The 19,677-nt window shown below is 64.2% G+C and carries 13 protein-coding genes; 10 read left to right on the top strand and 3 right to left on the bottom strand.

The window, feature by feature from the left end:
• The first annotated feature begins 224 nt into the window (after positions 1-224).
• Positions 225-806, top strand: a complete 582-nt coding sequence (locus R2834_01895; GenBank protein ID MEZ4699055.1) for a hypothetical protein — start codon at positions 225-227, stop codon at positions 804-806.
• A gap of 12 nt (positions 807-818) precedes the next feature.
• Here the strand turns inward: R2834_01895 and R2834_01890 are convergent, their stop codons facing one another.
• From R2834_01890 to R2834_01880, 3 genes are all read right to left on the bottom strand, one after another.
• Positions 819-2,495 carry a multicopper oxidase family protein gene (locus R2834_01890; protein MEZ4699054.1) on the bottom strand — a complete coding sequence of 559 codons (1,677 nt, stop codon included), beginning with the start codon at positions 2,493-2,495 and terminating at the stop codon, positions 819-821.
• A gap of 131 nt (positions 2,496-2,626) precedes the next feature.
• On the bottom strand, positions 2,627-3,145 hold the full coding sequence (locus tag R2834_01885) for a hypothetical protein (GenBank protein MEZ4699053.1): 519 nt from the start codon (positions 3,143-3,145) through the stop codon (positions 2,627-2,629).
• Between the two features lie 176 nt (positions 3,146-3,321).
• Positions 3,322-4,632 carry a hypothetical protein gene (locus R2834_01880; GenBank protein ID MEZ4699052.1) on the bottom strand — a complete coding sequence of 437 codons (1,311 nt, stop codon included), beginning with the start codon at positions 4,630-4,632 and terminating at the stop codon, positions 3,322-3,324.
• Positions 4,633-4,885: 253 nt separating this feature from the next.
• On the opposite strand from R2834_01880, the gene R2834_01875 reads away from it, so the two are divergent.
• The 9 genes from R2834_01875 (at position 4,886) to R2834_01835 (ending at position 19,674) form a co-directional block, all read left to right on the top strand.
• Positions 4,886-6,142 (top strand): HlyD family efflux transporter periplasmic adaptor subunit, encoded by a 1,257-nt coding sequence (locus R2834_01875; protein MEZ4699051.1) that lies wholly within the window; start codon positions 4,886-4,888, stop codon positions 6,140-6,142.
• Complete coding sequence (locus R2834_01870) at positions 6,142-7,476, top strand: ABC transporter permease (protein MEZ4699050.1); 1,335 nt, start codon at positions 6,142-6,144, stop codon at positions 7,474-7,476. Before R2834_01875 ends, R2834_01870 begins: the two co-directional genes overlap by 1 nt.
• Positions 7,477-7,506: 30 nt before the next feature.
• Entirely contained in the window at positions 7,507-9,030 is a 1,524-nt protein-coding gene (locus tag R2834_01865) for a TolC family protein (protein ID MEZ4699049.1), read from the top strand.
• Between the two features lie 378 nt (positions 9,031-9,408).
• The gene (locus R2834_01860; GenBank protein MEZ4699048.1) at positions 9,409-12,387 is read left to right on the top strand and encodes a TonB-dependent receptor; all 2,979 of its coding nucleotides are present in this window, start codon (positions 9,409-9,411) and stop codon (positions 12,385-12,387) included.
• A 47-nt stretch (positions 12,388-12,434) separates the two neighbouring features.
• Positions 12,435-15,077, top strand: coding sequence for a hypothetical protein (locus R2834_01855; protein MEZ4699047.1), 2,643 nt, complete (start codon positions 12,435-12,437; stop codon positions 15,075-15,077).
• A 36-nt stretch (positions 15,078-15,113) separates the two neighbouring features.
• A complete protein-coding gene (locus R2834_01850) occupies positions 15,114-16,130 on the top strand; it encodes a PorV/PorQ family protein (protein ID MEZ4699046.1) in 1,017 nt (338 codons plus the stop codon).
• 153 nt (positions 16,131-16,283) lie between these two features.
• The gene (locus tag R2834_01845; protein MEZ4699045.1) at positions 16,284-17,864 is read left to right on the top strand and encodes a hypothetical protein; all 1,581 of its coding nucleotides are present in this window, start codon (positions 16,284-16,286) and stop codon (positions 17,862-17,864) included.
• A gap of 29 nt (positions 17,865-17,893) precedes the next feature.
• Entirely contained in the window at positions 17,894-18,787 is an 894-nt protein-coding gene (locus R2834_01840; protein ID MEZ4699044.1) for a sugar ABC transporter permease, read from the top strand.
• On the top strand, positions 18,784-19,674 hold the full coding sequence (locus R2834_01835) for a carbohydrate ABC transporter permease (GenBank protein ID MEZ4699043.1): 891 nt from the start codon (positions 18,784-18,786) through the stop codon (positions 19,672-19,674). The genes R2834_01840 and R2834_01835 overlap by 4 nt, the downstream gene beginning before the upstream one ends.
• Positions 19,675-19,677: the final 3 nt, after the last annotated feature.

The following is a 19,677-nucleotide window of genomic DNA, read 5'->3' as shown; positions in this document are numbered from 1 at the left end:
GAGCGCTTCGGGCGCGCGCGCGGACGTAACGAACCGTAAGCAGAACCCTCGGCACGCGGTCCGTCCGCGCGTTTCGGACGCACGGGGCCAGACGGCCGTCGTACGGCTTTTGGAAGGGAGCATTGCAACCGATATGGCGTATAGCCCGGCATCACACGGGCGCGTTCGGTGATCCGTCTCGTCGTAGCCTCATTCTGCCATTCATGCCATTCATCCGACACACCATGCGTCGATCCCTGGCTCTACTCGTTGCCGGCCTGAGCCTCGTGGCCGGCTGTTCGACAGAAACGACCGCCACGCTCGACAACCGCTTCATGCGCCGGCCTGGCCCCGGCGAAATCCATTATTCGGCGCTGCTCGGGGGCGTTCACGGGCGGGAGGGCGAGGTCATCGAGCAGGAGTGCGTGCCGGCGGGGAGCGTCCTCCAGGCGATCCAGGTCAACATCGGCGAAAAACCCCGGCTGCTGCGCGGCGTGCGATGCCGGTTCCAGACGCAAGCCGGCGCTGTAGAGGAGCGGGTGTTCGGCCACGATGACGGCAACTGGCAGGACTGGTACGAGGTGCCGGCCGGCGTGTCGCTGCTGGGCATCTCCGGCGCGACCGGCTGGTATGTCGACTCTTTCCAACTCGTGTTCGACGACGGCAGCGTGACGCCCGTGTATGGCGGAGGAGGAGGGGATACCCGCTTCGATCTGCGGCTCAACAAAGACCCGGGCGCCGAGGGCGGCCGGATCCGGGGTTTCTACGGCACCCTGGATCGCGTCGGGCTGGAGACCATCGGGCTGGTGTTCGATCCGGCGGACTGAGCGTTCGGCCAGCTAGCGGACGCTGAACGAGAGCATCATCCCCGATTCGAGATGCTCCGCGATGTGGCAGTGCATCATCCAGTCGCCCGGATTGGACATGTCCACCAGCAGATCGATCGTCGACCCGACCGGGATGATGGCGGTGTCTTTCCAGACGAAGTTCCGGTTTTCCACCCCGTCGATCGCGAGCACCAGGTAGCGCTGCCCGTGGATGTGGAAGGGGTGATGCATCGGGTGGAACGACTTCGGGTTGTTGAAGAGGCGGATCTTGGCGACATCCCCCTGTTTGAAATCCCACCGGATGTCCATGTTTTCGCGGCCGGTCTGGCGGTCGCGCAGGATCCATTTCACCTGCCGGCTGGTGGATAGCCAGTTCATCATGGGCATGGCGTCGTTCCACTCGACCGGCGGCACGTAGAGCGTGTCGATCTCCATCGAGACGACGATGGGCAGCGGCAGGTCCTTCGTGGTGAGCGTCAGTTCGAGCTCGTGATCGGGCGGCCGGCTGAAATAGGGGCGGTACGTTTCGATGTCGGCCTCGACATCCCGGTTTTCGCGGAGGCGCTCGAAGGCCGGCGCGTGGCTGGCCGTGGTGCCCTGGTCGCTGACGCGGACGATCCCCAGCGTGTCGACCCGGGGGTAGAACTCGCCCCGGAAGTGGTCGATCGCCTGGATGGTGTTGGTGATGGCGTAGTCGCCCGGCCGGTCGAAGAGCACCTCGGCGATATAGCGCTCCGCCGGCGCGATGGGCACGCTCGGCACCCGCACCTCGCGCTCGTATTTGCTCACGTCCGACCCCACCAGTTTGATCGGCGCGCCGCCGAAGACCACGTTGAAGGTGCGCGAGTTGGCAACGTTGGTGAGAAAAAAGCGCACCACGTCGCCACGCTGGACGTCCATCCGGTAGTCGGTCCGTCCGTTGAGGAGCATCACGTTGCCGAAGCGACCCATCAGGGCGTGCGTGGCGCCGACGTCGCCCCAGGCGATCATGCCGGCGTCGTCCATCAGGATGTCGTCCAGGATCAGCGTTTCCTCGCGGTTTACCGGGTTGTAGTACCCCGGGTCGCCGGGGTCGACGAGCAGGTTGCCGTAGAGGCCGAGGTCCTGCTGGATGTCTTCCCGAATGTGGGGGTGATACCAGTAGATGCCGGCGTCGGGGAAGTGGACTTCATAGGTGAACGACTCGCCGGAGGCGATGGGCGCCTGGGTGAGGCCGGGGATGCCGTCGAACCGGTTGTCGAGCCGGAGGCCGTGCCAGTGCACGGTGGTCGGCATCTCGATATGGTTTTCGAACTCGACGATGACGGTTGCGCCCCGGGGCGCCTTGATGAGCGGGCCGGGGTACATGCCGTTGTACCCGTACATCACGAAGGCCTTTTCGTTGAAGGTCCGCCGCACGAGCGTGGCTTCGAGGTGGAGCGTGTCGCCGTCGGCCATTTCGACCACCGTCGCCGGCCGGGCTTCGGGGTACATGCCGACCATGCCGGCGCCGCCGGGCAGGAACGGGTTGACGGGAGGAAGCTCGTCGTCGAGCCCCGGCATCATCGGCATGCTCATGTCCATCGGCGGCATGCGCCACACGGCCGGGTCGGCCTCGGCCGGCGCGGGGTGGTGGTGCATGTGGCCTGCGTCCTGGCCGAGGGCCGGCAGGGCAGCGAAAAGGAGCGCCAGGGCGATAGAACCTTTCACAGCGAGATGGTGCGAGCGGGGTGTATGAATAACAAGTACGAAGGGGTCACGTACTGCGCGACCCGGGCCCATCCGGCAACCTCGAACATGAAACCTGCCGTCTGAAACGGGTCCCGTATCGCGGGACCGTCTCAGTACCCGTAGCGGGCGCAGGGTTCGCGGGCGAAGGCGCCGTGGCCGGCCATCGTATGCATCATGCCGGAGCGGGCGAGGCCGCGGAGCACGATGGGTCCCTGCCAGGTGTCGCCGGCGGCGCCCTCCGGTTCGAGGGTGATCACGACGAGGAACTTGTTCCAGTGCGATTCGCCGGCGAGCCGATGGTCGGCGTCGAGGGGGCCGATGCGCGCGATGCGGTCGACCTCAGGCGTCGTGACCCAGGCGACGTACTGGCCGGAGGTCGCCGGCTTGAGGTTGTCGATGGCGATGGCGAGGTCGAGCCGGTAGCTACCGTCCGCCGCTACGGCGATGCCGAAGGGGCTTTCGTCGAACCCCACCCGCACGGTGCCCCGGGCGAGGCCGGAGCCCGGGACGCGTTTCGTGGAGACGAGGTCGATCGCGTAATAGTCCGTCGCAATCGCGCAGCCGGATGGCGTTGGCGCGTCGTGGGCCAGCAGGCCGGCCCACGACAGCGCCATCAGAATCCCTATCATGTACTAGACCGAGTCTGAAAAATCGTTCGGGTCGTCCCGGAGCATCCAAAAAACCTCCAGAACAGCGTTGGATCCTGAATCACGTTCGGGATACGTTGCTGTCTGAAAGATTTTTCAGACAGAACCTGAACCATGTTGCCGGTCGGCTCGGGTGTGGGGACACGAGTATCGTGTCCTTACTGGGCCGCGGGGCCGCGGTCGAAATCCTGGACGCTGGATACGTTGGGCATCCCCCAGTTATTGCCGTTCCACCCCTGGAATCCTTCCATCCGGAACGTCCAGAACCCCGTGCTCATATCGCTGACGACGATCAGGCCGTCCTCGTTCCGCACGTCGATGCCGAAGGCGCCGTTGAACATGGGGTACCGGTCGGTATTCGGTTGGCCGATGTACGTGTCGTAGTAGGCGACGGTGGTCGGGTTGGTCGGGTCGGACATCTCGAAGACCTGCAGGCCGTCGAGGTAGCCGGAGACGAAGACGTAGGGCCAGCGCACCTCGTGGTTGTGCGCGAGGTTTTTCCAGTTGGCGGTCCATGCCCCGATCGGCCGGCTGATGTTCGTGACCTTGCCTTCCAGCGCCGGCTGGAGATCGAAGATCCGGAGCGGCGCGTACTGGTACTCCGTCTCGCCGATGACGTAGCGCCCGTCCGGCGTCGGGGTGAAGGTATGGCCCCACGCCACGCCGTCGACGCCGGTCAGCGTGATCAGCAGTTCGGGGTTTTCGATGTCGGAGATGTTGTAGATGTAGTACCCGCCGCCGCCGCCGCCGTAGAACCGGTCCTGAGCAGTATCCATGTGGTAGCCGGCGTAGAAGTCGTGGTACCCGAAGTTCGGATCCTTCGGGTTGGGAATCTGGGCGACGAGCGCCTGGTCGACCTTGCCCTCGACCACGAGGCCGAGGTCGTACACGTTCGCGAAGGGGCCGTTGATCGTCGTCATCAGATAGACGCGACCGTTCGAGTGTTTGTAGATGAAGATGTTGTGGAAGCCGCCCGGCGTTTCAGGGGCGCGGATGCGGGCCACCTCCTTCACCGTTTTCGGATCGGGCAGGCCGGTCACGTCGAGCACCACGGCGCCGAGGTCGTTGTCCGGGCCGCCCTGGCCGAACTGGAGCGACTGGACGACGTAGTAGCGGCCGTTCCACTTGAAGTATTTTACGTCCATTGCGCCGGTGGGCAGGTGGAGGTCCTGATTCTCGATGCGCCAGGTGGCGATGACCTTCGGATGCCCGGGGTCGGCGATGCTGATGATATCGGTTCCTTTGGGGCCGTCATCCCCGTACACCATGCGGGAGACATAGACGTAGGGCCGGCTGAGTTCCTGCTCCATGTCGAGGTCCGCCACGCTGAGGCGGTGTCCGAGCGGAATATGCCCGAGCACTTCCATGTTGTCGCTGCCGCGGTCGAGCGGCGTCCACTGGGCGGAGGCAGGGAGGGCGAGAAAAACCGCGCAGCACGCGGCGAGGGAGATCCGAAGCGATGTAGACATGGCGTAGGCGTAAAGGTGAAAGAGATCCATGAACCTACGACGCCGGCGGTTAAACGTAAAGTGCCGGGAAGTCCCGGCGGCGATTGACATTGTGCGGCCGGCGTAGTATGCTAAGAATTTAGCAGTGGACCTCGATTGCAATCCTTGCGTTAAGAGGCATACCTGCTCCCGAAATCCGGCCGGAATGGCGTCCAAGCCGGCGCGGCTGCAGCCCCGCACGCACCTCCTGAACATTCTTGCGCTCTTAAACGATATGAATTTACGCAACGCGCTCATCGCGATAGCGGCCCTGGTGGTTCTGGTCGCCGCCGGCTTCTGGCTGGACCGACCGGACGAAGCCCGCGCCGAACTGCTGGTCCAGCCCACCTCCGGACCTTTCCGGGTGACCGTCACGGCCACCGGGGAGTTGCGGGCCAAGAACTCGGTGTCGATCTACGGCCCCAGCCGGGCGAGGCAGGCGAGGATTTACGACATGAAGATCCTGCAGCTGGTGCCCGAAGGGACGGTGGTGACGAAGGGGCAGTTCGTGGCGGAGCTCGACAAGTCGGAGCTGAACAGCAACATCCAGACGGCGCAGATCGATCTCCAGAAGGCGCAGAGCCTCTACACGCAGACGTCGCTCGACACGGCGCTCACGCTGAGCCAGGCCCGCGACGAACTGGTCAACCTCCAATATGCGATGGAGGAAGCCAAGCTGCGCAAGGAGCAGGCCGCGTACGAGCCGCCCTCCGTGCAGCGGCAGGAGGACATCAACTTCGAAAAAGCGGAGCGTTCGTTCGCCCAGGCCAAAAAGAACTATGTGACGCAGGTGAACCAGGCCATCGCCAAGATGCAGGAGGTGGGGGCCGAGCTGTCGAAGAACCAGAAACAGCACGACGACCTCGTGTCCATCGCCAACGAGTTCACGGTGATGGCGCCGGACAACGGGATGGTGATCTACGACCGCGAGTGGGACGGGACGAAGAAGCGGATCGGCAGCACGGTCAGCTCCTGGAATCCGGTGGTGGCGACGCTGCCGGATCTGACCGTGATGCAATCGATCACCTACGTGAACGAGGTCGACATCCAGAAAGTGAAGGCCGGCCAGACGGTGAGCATCGCCCTCGACGCGGACGCCGACAAACAGCTGACCGGTTTTGTCGAGAGCGTCGCCAACATCGGCGAGCAGCGCCCGAATTCGGACGCGAAGGTGTTCGAGGTGGCCATCGTGATCAACGAAAAGGACAGCACGCTGCGGCCGGCGATGACGACGAGCAATACGATCGTCGTGTCCGACGTCCCGGAGGCGCTCTACATCCCCCTCGAGTGCGTCCACACGGCGGATGACGTCACGTTCGTCTATGTGAAAGACGGCGCGCAGACGCGCCGGCAGGAGGTGCGGCTGGGGATGCTGAACGAGAACGAGGTGATCGTGGAGGCCGGCCTGACGACGGAGGACCGGCTGCTGCTTTCGGCGCCGGATGGCGGCGAGACGCTGGACCTGGACCGGCTCGAGGGGGGAGGCGCGTAATGCTCGAGAAGCTTTCGTACAACTTCAACATCGCCATCGAAGCGATCGCGTACAACAAGCTGCGCGCGCTGCTGACGTCGCTGGGCATCATCTTCGGCGTCGGGTCCGTGATCGCGATGCTGGCGATCGGCAGCGGGGCGCGGCAGGAAATCCTGGACCAGATCCGGCTGCTGGGCGCCAATAACATCATTATAACGCCGATGGTGAAGCAGGAAGAGGGCCCGGTAGACGAGGAGGCGCAGGCGGATCTGACCGAAAAACAACCCTTTTCACCCGGGCTCACGCTGGTGGATGCCGCGAGCATCCGCGAACTGATTCCCCAGATCGCGACCGTCAACCCCGAGATCGTCGTGGAGACCGTGGCGCTGCGGCCCGGCTACCGGCGGACGACCAAACTGGTCGGCGTCGAAAATGCGTATTTCACCACGAGCGGGTTCGAGCTCGCGCAGGGCGGCTTTTTCACCGAAGAGCACCTGCGGAGCAACGCGCCGGTGGCGATCATCGGGCAGGATGTGAAGACCAAGTTTTTTGCGAAGGAAGAGGCGATCGGGAAGCGGATCAAATGCGGGCAGCTGTGGCTCACGGTGATCGGCGTGCTAAAGGCCCGCAACATCGACGCGCGCAGCATCGAGCGGCTCGGCATCCGGAACTACGACCTCGACATCTACACGCCGATCACGACCATGCTGCTCCGGTTTGAGAACCGGGCGCAGGTCACGTCCCAGGAGATCGTGAAGGCGCAGCAGGATGCGCGTCGCGGCCGCACGTCGTCGGAGGCGAACTACCACCAGCTGGACCGCCTGGTCGTGGGCGTCGCCGGCTCCGAATACGTCCAGCCCGTGGCGGAGGTCATCACGCGGATGCTCGAGCGCCGGCACTACGGCGTGGTCGACTACGAGGTGACGATCCCCGAGCTGCTGCTCGAGCAGGAGCAGCGCACCCAGAACCTCTTCAATATCGTGCTGGCGGCCATCGCGTCGATCAGCCTGGTGGTGGGCGGCATCGGCATCATGAACATCATGCTGGCCTCCGTCATGGAGCGGATCAAGGAGATCGGCATCCGGCGGTCGCTCGGAGCGACGCGGCAGGACGTGCACATGCAGTTTTTGATCGAGGCGATGGCGTTGAGTTTTACCGGCGGCGTGATCGGCATCCTCGTCGGCGTCACGATCAGTTTCGCGATCCAGCAGACGACGGGCATCGAGACCATCGTATCGTTTTTTTCCGTCGTGCTGGCGTTTGTCGTCGCCGTCACCGTCGGGCTCGTCTTCGGCTTCCTGCCGGCCCGCCGCGCCGCGGAGCACGATCCCGTGGACGCCCTGCGGCATGAATAAGTGGACAGGCGGTTTTTGCGGAGCGGATTCTTGGAGCGGATTCTTAACGTCGCCGTGCAGGCGCGTAGCGACATCGATAACACGAAAGGGGTGAGTTTGGTGCGTCGTCTTTTATTGATTCTGATGGTGATCGGGGCCGCCGTGTCCCTCCCGGCGGCGGCGCAGGAGCGTCTGTTGCTCACGCTCGACGAGGCGATCGCCCGGGGGCAGGGGCAGGGGCCGGATGCGCGTCTGGCGCGGCTGGATCGGGATATCGCCGAATGGGATTACCGCGCGGCGCGGGCGAGCCTGCTGCCGGCGCTCTCACTCAACGGCAACGCGCCGGGGTATCTGCGTTCGCTGACGAGCCTGGACCTCGACGACGGCTCGCTCCGCTATATCCTGCAGGAGCGGACGTTTTCCTCGATGTCGATGGCGGTCCGCCAGCCGATCCCGCTGACGGGCGGCAACCTGTCGATTTCATCGGGACTGAGCCGGATCACGCAGACCGGCGGATTCGGATCGAGCCAGTGGCAGGCCGCGCCGCTGCTGCTCTTCCTGGATCAGCCGCTCTTCCAGTATAACCCGCTCAAGTGGCAGCGCCGGCTCGATCCGTTGCGGTTCGCCGTGGCCGAGCGGGCGTTCACCGAAGACATGGCCACGATCGCGTGGGATGTGGCGAACCGTTACTTCGACGTGTTCGAGGCGCAGCAGAACATCGCGATCGCCACGTTCAACGTCGCGGTAAACGACACCATCTACGTCCTGTCGCGCGGCCGCTTCGACATCGGCCGCATCGCCGAAAACGACCTGCTGCAGAGCGAGCTGCAGCTCATCAACGCGCGGACGGCGCTCGACAACGCCGAGATCACCTATCAGCGCGCGCTGGAAGCGTTGAAGATCGCGCTCCGCGTGGAAGGCGACGTGGAGATCGACCTCGTGCCGCCGCAGGAGCTGCCGGAGATCGGCATCACGCCGGACGCGGCCGTCGAGCAGGCGCGGCAGCGGCAGCCGGCGGTGTTGCAGACGGTCCTCCAGGAGATGGAGGCCGCGCGCGCGCTCGAGGAGGCACGGCGCAACGCCTTCTCCATCGACATGTCCGCCAGCTACGGTTTGAACCAGAGCAGCCCCGATCTGAGCCGCGTGTACGTGGATCCGCTCGATCGCCAGCAGTTCAACCTGTCGTTTCAGGTGCCCATCTTTCAATGGGGGCAGTCCAGGGCGCGCATCCGGTCGGCGGCGGCGGCGCAGCAGCGCGCGGTGGAAGAGGGGATGCGTCAGCGGGAAGAGATCGATCAGGCCGTGTATTTCGAGACGCTGCAACTCCAGTTGCTGCGCCGGCAGGTGGATGTCGCCGCCCAGGCGGACACCATCGCGACGCGGCGCTTCGAGGTGGCGCGCAACCGGTATCTGGTAGGAAATATCGACATCACCGAGTTGTTCAATGCCCAGAACGAGAAGGACGGCGCCAACCGCTCGTACATCCAGACCCTGCGCAACTTCTGGAGCTCCTTTTATAATGTGCAGCGGCTGACGCTGTTCGACCTCACCCGCCGCGAGCCGCTCGCGCCCTGACGCCTTCAGGGACACCCAGACCTGTTATTTTTGCGGTACTTAACACCTAATTAACAAAGCAGGTTGGAAGGGCTTTCCATAGCGCCTTGACTATGCGTGCAATGGTTTGTAATTAAGGCGCATCAACCCCATGCGCGGGGTTCATGAAGGCCGCGTACTCTTTCAGATCGCGCGGCGCAGTACCCACCACGAAGAAGAAGACACACCGTGCCGGCTATGTGGCCGGCCCCCCGTTCATGTCGTGCATTTCCGATGTGCTCGGGGGCGTGTTCCTGTGATTGTGTTGTAGGGAACCGTATCCCATTCAATCCGCGTGTATTCCCGGAATGGGCTCGTTTCCCGCACCTCAGTTTTGTCCCAACCAACGAGGTCCATTCTATGAGACATCGAGCTACACCCCTCGCCGCATCGCTGGCCCTGGTGTTTTTGCTGGCCCTGGCGGCGATGCCGGAAACCGTACAGGCGCAAACGGGGCGCCTGGCCGGCGTCGTCACCGATGCGGAATCCGGGACGCCACTTCCCGGCGTCACGGTCGTCATCGACGGCACGACCCGCGGCACGACCACGGATGTCGATGGCCGCTACGTCATCCTCAACCTGTCGCCGGCGACCTATAGCATCCGCTTTTCGTTCGTCGGCTACACGACCCGCGTGATCGACGGCATCCTCGTCACCTCGGGTCGTACCACCTCGCTCGACACCGAACTCGGCACGGAGGTCGTCGAGGCCGGCGAAGTGGTCGTGGAAGCCGAACGCCCGGTGGTCGACGCGAACCAGACGACGTCGCGCGCCATCGTCACGAGCGACGAAATCTCCCGCTTGCCCGTTTCGTCGCTGCAGGACGTGATTTCGCGCACGTCCAACTCCTACGAAGGCTTCATCCGGGGCAGCCGGCGCTACGAGACCAAGACGATCCTCGACGGCATCGACATCTCCGACGCCTTCAACCCGATCGCGCCGAACGGCACCAATACGGCGTATGCCGGCGCGGTGTACAGCAATACGAACAAGTCGACGGAAACGAACGCGAGCCTGTTCTCCATCAACCCCGACGCCGTATCCGAAGTGACGGTCAACACCGGCGCGATGGATTCCCGCTATGCGGCGGCGTCCGGCGGCGTGGTCACCGTGGCGCTCAGCGAAGGCCGCGGCCCCATCCGGGGCACGGCGTCCTTCCGCTACACGCCCCAGTACAACCGTCCGGGGCCGGATTCGCTCGACTTCTACCGCGATTCGGGCGCCTATTTCGCCGAACGCCAGGCCAAGATCGACGCGGCTTCGCCCAGCGCCGACCTCTTTACGTGGCAGGACGGCAAGTACCCGATCTCGGCGGATCCAGAAGTGGACGCCCGATTCTCGATCGGCGGCTCGATCACCGACAACTGGGGCTTTACGGCGTCCGGCCAGTGGTTCCAGACCAACGGGTTCCAGCCGAATGAATTCCGGAAGCGCCTCAACGGCCAGATCAAGACCACCTATTCGCTGGGCGAAAACACGCGCATCAGCGCGCTCGGCATGGTGGAAGACAACGGCCTCTGGGGCGACTGGAATAACCGCAGCTACCTCGACTTCTGGCGCTATTACCTCGAAGGCGTTACGCAGAACGACGGCGGCAGCTACCTCGGGTCTATCAAGGTGACCCAGCTGCTTTCCGAGAAGTCGTTCCTCGACGTCCAGGTCTACAACACCTACAAGCGCACCCGGTACGGGTACGTGGACGACGACGGCGACGGCTTCACCGAACTCGGCGAAGACGGCGACTTCATCGACTTCCACGATCCGGCGAACATCCAGAAATACATCGGCACCGGGGCGGATCACTCGAAGATGTTCTACGAGAACATTTCCGACGGCTTCTCCGACACGCAGCTGTTCCTCCCGAGCGGCAGCCGCTACAAAGCCGCGCAGCCGCAGCCGTATTCGGAGGACGCCACCCAGACCAACACCGGCATCAAGATCGACTACGCTAATCAGGTCGCGAAGAACCACTTCATCCAGATCGGTTCGGAGTACAAGATGCGTACGTTCGAATACGACCAGGTGTACGGCGTCGACCAGACCGGTGCCAAGCTGAACGGGGCGGCGGAGCCGTTTATCCCGCAGCAGTGGAAACGGAGCCCGACCGAACTGGCCTTCTACGCGTCCGACCGCATGGAATATGCCGGCCTGATCGTGAACCTCGGCTTCCGCGTCGAACTCGTCGACCGCGACATGGAGAAGATCGCCGACCTGTTCTACCCGTTCCAGAGCGACACGGTGACGGTGGTGTCCTCCATCGACCCGTCGCTTTCGAGCACGCTCGCCCGGAATAATTTCCGGCGCGAGGGGAAGGTGCCGGTGGACTTCCTCTTCATCCCGTCGATCGGCGTTTCGCACCCGATCGGGACCAACGGCGCGATGTACTTCTCGTATGCGCGCACGCAGCAGCTGCTGCCGTACACGACGCTGTACCAGTTCTACGACGGCAACCACTCGAACAACCGGTTCTTCAACTACCAGGATCCGGAGCAGGACCCCATCACCTCGAACAACTACGAGGTGGGCGTCCAGTGGGAGTTTGCCGAAGGCTGGGGCGCGGACGTGAACGCGTACATGCGCAGCATCAAGAACTACAGCCAGACGACGCTGACGGCGACGAACCGCGCGCCGGTGGTCGGCGATCCGGTGCTGGTTGGCAGCCCGCACACGTATGCCACGAGCTTCGGCTACGCCGACGTGCGGGGCATCGAGGTGGTGCTTCGCCGGCGCCCGCTGCGCCTGGCGGAGGACGTCACGCTCGGCGTGACGGCGTCCTACACGTTCTCGGCGGTGGAGCAGGCGATCATCGCCGGCGCCAACACGCGCGACTTCATCGACGCCGACGGCACGCAGACCACGCTGCCGTTTGACGATGCGGTGGACTACAAGAACTTCCCGCAGAACGTCCGCGGCGGCGCCTCGACCCTGACGGGCGGCTACGACCGCACCCACCGTTTCGTGCTGCGCTCGGTCTCCGCGCTGCCGTACGAGATCTCGGTCGGCCTCACGGGCAGCCTCGAAAGCGGCTTCCTGTACCCGCGCGAGATCAACGCCGACCCGCGCGACCGCGAACTGCTCGTCGGCCCGACGAACTACCGGCTCGACCTGCGTCTCGAAAAACGATTTACGTTCCAGAACCGGTACGGGGTCGACGTCTATGTCGACATCACGAACCTCACCAACCGCGACAACATCGTGGCCTACGAAACGGCGACGATCAACACGCGGCAGGAATTCGAGGAGTTCGGCCGTCCCGGCCCGCGCCTGATCACGAGCGACGGTACGTCGCTCTACGGCCCGGCCCGCAACGTTTTCTTTGGTGCGCGCCTGCGCTTCTAGGCGCCTGAGGTCCTCACCGTTTTACGCATTTGATATTCGATCGTGTTATGAAGAAGAACCTCTTGCAGATCGGCTTAATCGGCCTCCTCGTTGCGGCATCGGCCGGGCAGGCTGTCGCGCAGAAGCGCAGCATGCCCTCGTCGCTGCTCAACTACAGGACGTCGGCCGTTGAGCGCGTCGGATCCGGCTATCTGACCGCCGGCGATTTCTGGAGCACGGTGCACCCGTTCAACGCGGAAGTGCCCAACCTGCTGCGGAGCCGCTTCGCCGGCATCGGCCTCAACTACATCATGATGCTCGGGTCCACCGGCAACTGGCAGGAACCCATCGGGTCCTGGCCGTCCGGGTATCCCTACACCAACACTTTCCGTAACTCCCCGCTGTTTTTCTTCAGCGTGTTCGACAAGGACGGCTGGGCCGGGTATGCGCCGGGTAACCGCCTGCGCGACCTCGACGGCACGACCGACGCCAATGGCGCCGGCGGGACGAGCCGGTTCATGTTTCCGACCTACGGGCCGGACGTCGTCGGCGCCGGCGACCCGACCCGCGACTACATGCGGCCGGCGCGGTTTACCGACGCCACCCGCACGCACATGATCTACGAAGCCGGCTGGCCGACCAGCGCGGGCATCGACTACAAGATCCGCGCGCACCAGTACAGCTCGAACGAGCAGAACCTGAACGACTTCGTCGCCATCGAAATCACGATGACCAACACCGGCGTCGTCGACAGCGATGCGAACGGGGTGGCGGAAGAGACCAACAACGTGATCGACGGCATCGCGGCGACGGTGACCGGCGACGTGTCGCCGAGCATCCAGATCAGCACCGCCGGCGACCGCGGGTGTAACTGTATCGCCGCCGGCCGCACCTTCGGGTATGTGGCCGCGCCGGACGAAACGGGCGCGCCGTACGACATGTTCGTCTGGATGGCCAACGTGTCCCCGACGACGACGACCAACCGGGCCAACCCGCCCGCCGGCGCCCGCTCGTTCGGCATCGACAACACGAACCAGCGCCTCGGCTACAGCGACATCTGGAACACGTGGACCTTCGTCGGCGCCCGCCAGGGATCGATCGACGACACCGACCTCGGCGCGATCAGCTTCGATACGCCGGACAAGTCGACCGTCTTCGGCACCCACTCCGTGGGCGAAGGCAGCCGGCGCGGCTGGTACAACTCGGTCCACTGGCAGAGCGGCCTCTCGAACCGGAACAACTCCGACGTCGCCTTCCGCAACGCCACCGCGACCTGGTACGAAGACTACGGCAAGCTGTCCAATGGCGGCGACGTCCTCCCGAGCCTCGCGCCGAACCCGGCGTTTTTCTCGGGCGGCACGGCGGACGACATCTCGACCTTCGTCGTCGGCAACCCCGATGCGCGTCCGAACGGCGACTTCAAGTACGCCCATGAGGACATCAGCCCGGCGGTCGCCATCGAGCAGCCGATCTGGGAGCCGGCCTGGAACCCCGGCGCCGCCAGCGGCGACTTCTACAACCAGGGCATGGGCTTCACCAAGGAGTACACCTTCGGTCAGGCCCCGCAGAGCAGCACCGGTCCGTTCAAGCTCGAAGTGGGCGAATCGATGACGCTCGTCTTCGTGCATGCCGCCGGCTTCCGCCTCGAAGGCGTCAAGGATGCCGTCGATGCCGCCCGCTGGGCGTGGGCACGCGGCTGGGACGTGAGCGCGGACATGCCGACGCCGCCGGCGCCGGACATGCTGCCGATCAGCACCGAAAACGGCAGCGCCCTCATCCGCTGGACGGATGTGAGCGACATCGCCCCGGTCGACGGCTACAAGATCTGGCGCGCGTCGCAGTTCCAGCGCACCAACTACCTCGACGCCGGCATGCGCGTGATGGACAACTACCAGCACCTGCACGAAGCCGGCGGCGATCCCTACGCCGCGCAGTTCCTCGATCCGGTCAACCCGAACTTCGACGTCGGCGACCCCGAGGTCTATTTCGAGGGCGACATCCAGGGCTCGTACCAGCCCGCGGAGTGGGGGACCTACGAACTCGTCGCCAAGATTCCGACGAGCGAGCTGAGCCAGTACCTGGACGCCACCGACGGCTACGACTACGCCTACGACGATCAGCAGGTGATCACCGGGTTCACGTACTGGTACTACGTGTCGTCGTACATCGAAGGCTCGTTCACCGGCCCGCAAGGCCCGGTCTCGGTCGGCCACATCGAATCCGCGAACCTCAACCGTAACGGCCGCAACTCGCCGGGCGCGACGAACGGGGAGATCGGGCTCGAATCGCTCTGGGCCGGCACCTACCCGTATGCGTTCCGGAACGCGGCCTTCCCCGTAGCCGGCACGCAGACCTTTAAAAATATCGGAGCGCCCTTTACGGTGACGCCCCCCGTGGCTTCGCCCAGCCAGGTGGCGGACCTCGTCACGGTGACGCCGAACCCCTACAAGATCACGGGGCTCAACGACATCCGTAACGATGCCGCCAGCCACAACATCGACTTCCTCAACCTCCCGGCCGACTATACGCTGACGATCATCGACGTCTCCGGCCAGATCGTCTTCCAGGCGGTCGTCGATGGAGCCGTCGATGGCAAGTATACGTGGGACCTCTTCTCCAAGGATGGGGTCGAGGTGTCGAGCGGGCTGTATCTCTACCACGTCGCGTTCGACGGTGGAGAGGCCTCGGGACATTTCGCGATCCTGCGCTAACGATCGCGCGTCACCAGATTTTAAAAGGAGAACGATATGAATAGGATCATAAAGAGCTTTGTCCTGCTTATGCTGGCCGGCCTCGTGGCCTGGCCGGCGATGGGGCAGCGAAAAGCGGGACGCAGCGGCGCAGCCTTTCTCGAGATCGGCGTCGGCGCACGCGAAGTCGCGCTGGGCTCCGCCGCCAGTTCGATGTCGCAGGACGCGAACAACATCTTCTGGAACCCCGCCGGCACGGCGCTCCCCGCCGACAAGTCGTTTAGCGCGGCCTTCTCGTTCACGAACTGGATCGCCGGCCTCGATTACGGCGCCGTCGCGTTCGGCTACGGGATGCAGAATGCCGGCACGATCACGCTGGGCGTCCAGTTCGGCGGCGTGTCCGACATCGCGGCCAACCGCCAGAACGGGTACACGGATCCGATCCTCCAGAACCTCGTGACCGACACCGAGACCGGTGGCACGTACAACTTCCAGGATCTGGCGGTGAGCGTGTCGTACGCCCGGTACGTCATCGACCGGCTCTCGCTCGGCGCGACGTTCAAGGTGGTCAACGAATCCATCGACGGCGTCAACGCCAACGCGGTGGCGTTCGACTTCGGGTCGGTGTACAGCGTCGGGTTTTCGGGATGGCAGATCGCGGCCCGGCTGAGCAACCTCGGGACGGACATGACCTTCTACAACCAGGAGAATCCGCTTCCGCTGACGTTCTCGATCGGCACCTCGATCTACCCGGTGAACACCGAGAACACGCGCCTCATGCTGGCCTTCGACACGATCAAACCGCTCGACTCCCAGCAGCTGCTCTTCGGCGGCGCGGAGCTGTCGTTCTACGATCTGCTCTTCCTTCGCGGCGGGTACAAGTTCAACTACAGCGGTGTGGATGACGGCGGCGCGATCGGTCGCGACGCCATCAACGACACGATCGAAGGGGCGTCCTTCGGCGCCGGCATCCAGTACGCCATGGGTGGCTACGCGATCGCGATCGACTACGCGTACACCCAGATGGACCTGCTGGATAGCGTGAGCCGGCTGACGCTGCGGATCAACCGCTGAGGTGTCTTCGGGAGTGCCGGGGGTGAGCGTGTAAGGGAGGTGGGAGTATGGGCGTGATCTGGAGAGTGCTTCGTGCTCTCCGCATCCCCCATACCCCCACACTCCCACACCTCCATACTCCCGTCCCATAGAGCCAACCGTAATCGTACCGAATTGCTGCACATCTCCACCCCATCCGGCCGCTGGTCTGCTTTTGCCGAACGGCTCCTTGCCTTTCTCCGCGCGGATATCGTTGAAATGCCGATCGACGGCCGGCTCGTGCGCGGCTTCCGGAGTCCGGACAACCCGGCGTTGTGGATCCGGGACCATTCGGACATGCTCCGCGCCGGCAAATACTTCGAGGCGGATCTGAAAAGCGCGGCCGACTGCTTCGCCGACGCCCAGGCCGCGAACGGCCGGATCTACGACTACGTCATCACCGCCCCCGAGACCTGGACGACGGCGCGCGAGAACTGGGAGCGATGGGTCCGGGTGCCCGTCGAAGCCGATGTGGAATACCGGTTCGTCAAAACCGTCTACCTCGCGTGGCAGGCGACGGGGGACACGGCCTGGATGACCGGGCTCATTCCGGCGTGCGAGCGCGCGTTGCGCTACACCATGACGCATCCCTGGCGCTGGGACCCGACGCATCGCCTCGTGAAGCGGGCGTATACGATCGACACCTGGGACTTCGACTATACCGCAGGCCGGCACGACTGGCTCAATTTCCAGGTCACGCCCCATACCTTCTGGGGGCTGATGCATGGCGACAACAGCGGGCTCTACGAGGCGATGAACCTTCTCGCGACGCTCCTGGATGCCGCAGGACGCGCCGGCGCGGCCGGCGCCTGGCGCGAGGAAGCGGCCGGCCTCCGCGAGCGCGCCAACGCCCTCCTGTTTAACGGCCGCTTCTATACCCACTTTTTTAAACTTACCCCCGTCGAGATCCCGGACGTCGACGAGGCCGAGCAGTTGAGCCTCAGCAATCCGATGGACATCAACCGGGGCATGGCCACGCCGGCCATCGCCCGGGCCATCCTCGAGGAGTACCGGCGGCGCAAGGAGTCGACCGGCGCCTTCGCCGAGTGGTTCAGCATCGATCCGCCCTTCCCGAAAGGGCATTTCGGCGAGGACAAGCTGGTGCCCGGCGCCTACGTGAACGGCGGCGTCATGCCGCTGGTGGGCGGCGAATTGTCGCGCGCGGCGTTTGAACACGGGTTTGAGTCCTACGGGGTCGATATCTTACAGACCTACGACATGATGACGGCCTCGTCGGGTGAGACCCACCTGTGGTATTTCCCGAACGGCGAGCCGGCGAGCGTGGAGACCAGCACCAGTCCGGAGGCGCAGCCGACGGACGGATGGGGGTCTTCGGCGATGCTTTTTGCGCTGGTCGAGGGGCTGTGCGGCATCGTGGATTGGGGCCATTCGTTCGAGCGGGTGCGCTGCGCGCCGCGGTGGGAAGCCGCCGGCGAACGCGAAGCGACCGTGCATGTCGCCTACGCCGCCTCCGGGGCGGGATTCGGGTACCGGTACCTGCACAACCCCGAGGCGACGACGCTCACGCTGGCGATGGAGGCGGATGACGCCGAGGTCGAACTGTCGGTGCTGTTGCCCGCCGGCGCGCAGCCCGCCGCCGTGCGCTGGGCCGGCGCCCCGGTCGCGTTCAAGGCCGTCGATGTCGCCGGCAGCCGGTACGCCACATGCCGTGGACGCGTGCAGGGCGTCGCCGAAGTCCATATCGCCTATCGTTAACCCGGGCGGGAGAGAGACCGCCTTTTGACATGCCAGCCACGCCGACCGTCATATCTCGTCTGAGAACGGGCGCCGACCGCCATGCGCCGGCGTTGTGGCTGTTGCCGATCCTGCTGTTTTTTATCCTCTTCCAGTACTACCCGATCGTAAAAAGCCTCGCCATCAGCTTTTTCGACTACGGGCTGCTTCGCCGGGAGACGCCTTTTGTGGGGCTCGACAACTACATCCGCCAGTTTCAGGATCTCCTCTTCCTGTCGGCGCTCCGCAACACCCTCGTTTTTGTCACGGCCGCCGTGGTGATCGGCGTCGCGCTCGCGCTCTTTTTCGCCATCCTCGTGGAGCGAACGGGTCGATGGGCAAAATATTACCGGACGCTCTTTTTTATCCCCGTCGTCGTATCCCTCCTCGCCACCACCATGGTATGGCGTTGGTTGTACGCCTCGAACGGGCTCTTCAACTTCATCCTCACCTATTTCGGCTTCAGCCCGCAGGCCTGGCTGCTGAGCGAGTCGCTCGCCCTGCCGTCGCTGATCGCGCTGACGGTGTGGAAAAACATCGGCTTCGATCTCGTGCTGTTCTCGGCGGCGCTCCAGGCGATACCCGATTCGTACTACGAAGCATCGAGCCTGGACGGGGCGAGTTCGTGGCAGGATTTCCTGTTCATCACGCTGCCGCAGCTGCGTCCGATCGTGGTGCTGGTCTGCATCACCGCCGTGATCCGCTCGTTCCAGGTGTTCACTACCGTGCTCGCCATGACGCAGGGTGGACCGCTCAACGCGACGCGCACCGTCGTCTACCATATCTACGAACAGGGCATTCAGTACGACGAGATGGGGTATGCCTCGGCGGCGGCGGTCATCCTGCTGGCGATTATCGGGGTGCTGGCCTACGCCCAGTGGCGGCTCGGAGCAGAGAAGGCATGAGCGACGGAAAACACATAGCCTCGGGCGCCATCAAGCGGAAAACCCCGCTGGTCGACGCGATTGTGCACGCCGTGCTCATTCTGGGCAGTCTGGCGATGGTGGGGCCGCTCATCTGGATGGCGCTGACCTCGCTCAAGACGCCGGCGAACGCCGAAGCGTTTTTCAACACGCCGCGCGAGCTGCTCGCCGTGCTCAAGAACCTCTGGCCCGACCCCCTGACGTGGGATGGCTACCGGGCCGTGTTCACCGAACGGCCGATGCTGCGCTATTTCCTCAACAGCGCCATTTACACCGGCATGCGCCTGTTGCCCGGCCTCTTCTTCTGCTCGCTCGCCGGCTTCCTGTTTGCCAAAACCTCGTTCCGGGGCAAGGACTGGATCTTCTGGAGCATCATCGCCACGATGATGATTCCCTTCCAGATCAAGATGCTGACGCTGTACGAGATGATGGTGCAGTTCGGCTGGGTGGATACGTACTGGGCCGTCGCCGTCGTGGGGCTGATGGAGCCCTTCGGGATCTTCCTGTTTCGCCAGACGATCGCCAGCATCCCGGACGACCTGCTGGATGCGGCCCGAATCGACGGGTGCGGGCTGTTCCGTTCGTACGTGAGCGTCGTCCTCCCGCTGATCCGGCCCACGCTCGCGGCCTACAGCATCTTCCTCTTCATGTGGTCGTGGAGCGACTTCCTGTGGCCGCTGATCGTGATCAACTCCGAGCTGCTCAAACCGGTGGAAGTCGGGATTCTCGGCTTCTCGGACATCAACAACCCCGAGTTCGTGAAGATGATGGCGGCGTCGACCGTGGCCGTGCTGCCGATCCTGATCTTCTTCCTGTTCATGCAACGCCAGTTTATCAAGGGCGTTACCATGAGCGGCCTCAAGGGCTGATCG

This window comes from Rhodothermales bacterium (genome assembly GCA_041391505.1).
Lineage (GTDB): Bacteria > Bacteroidota > Rhodothermia > Rhodothermales > JAHQVL01 > JAWKNW01.
This window is presented reverse-complemented; position numbering and strand designations above follow the sequence as displayed.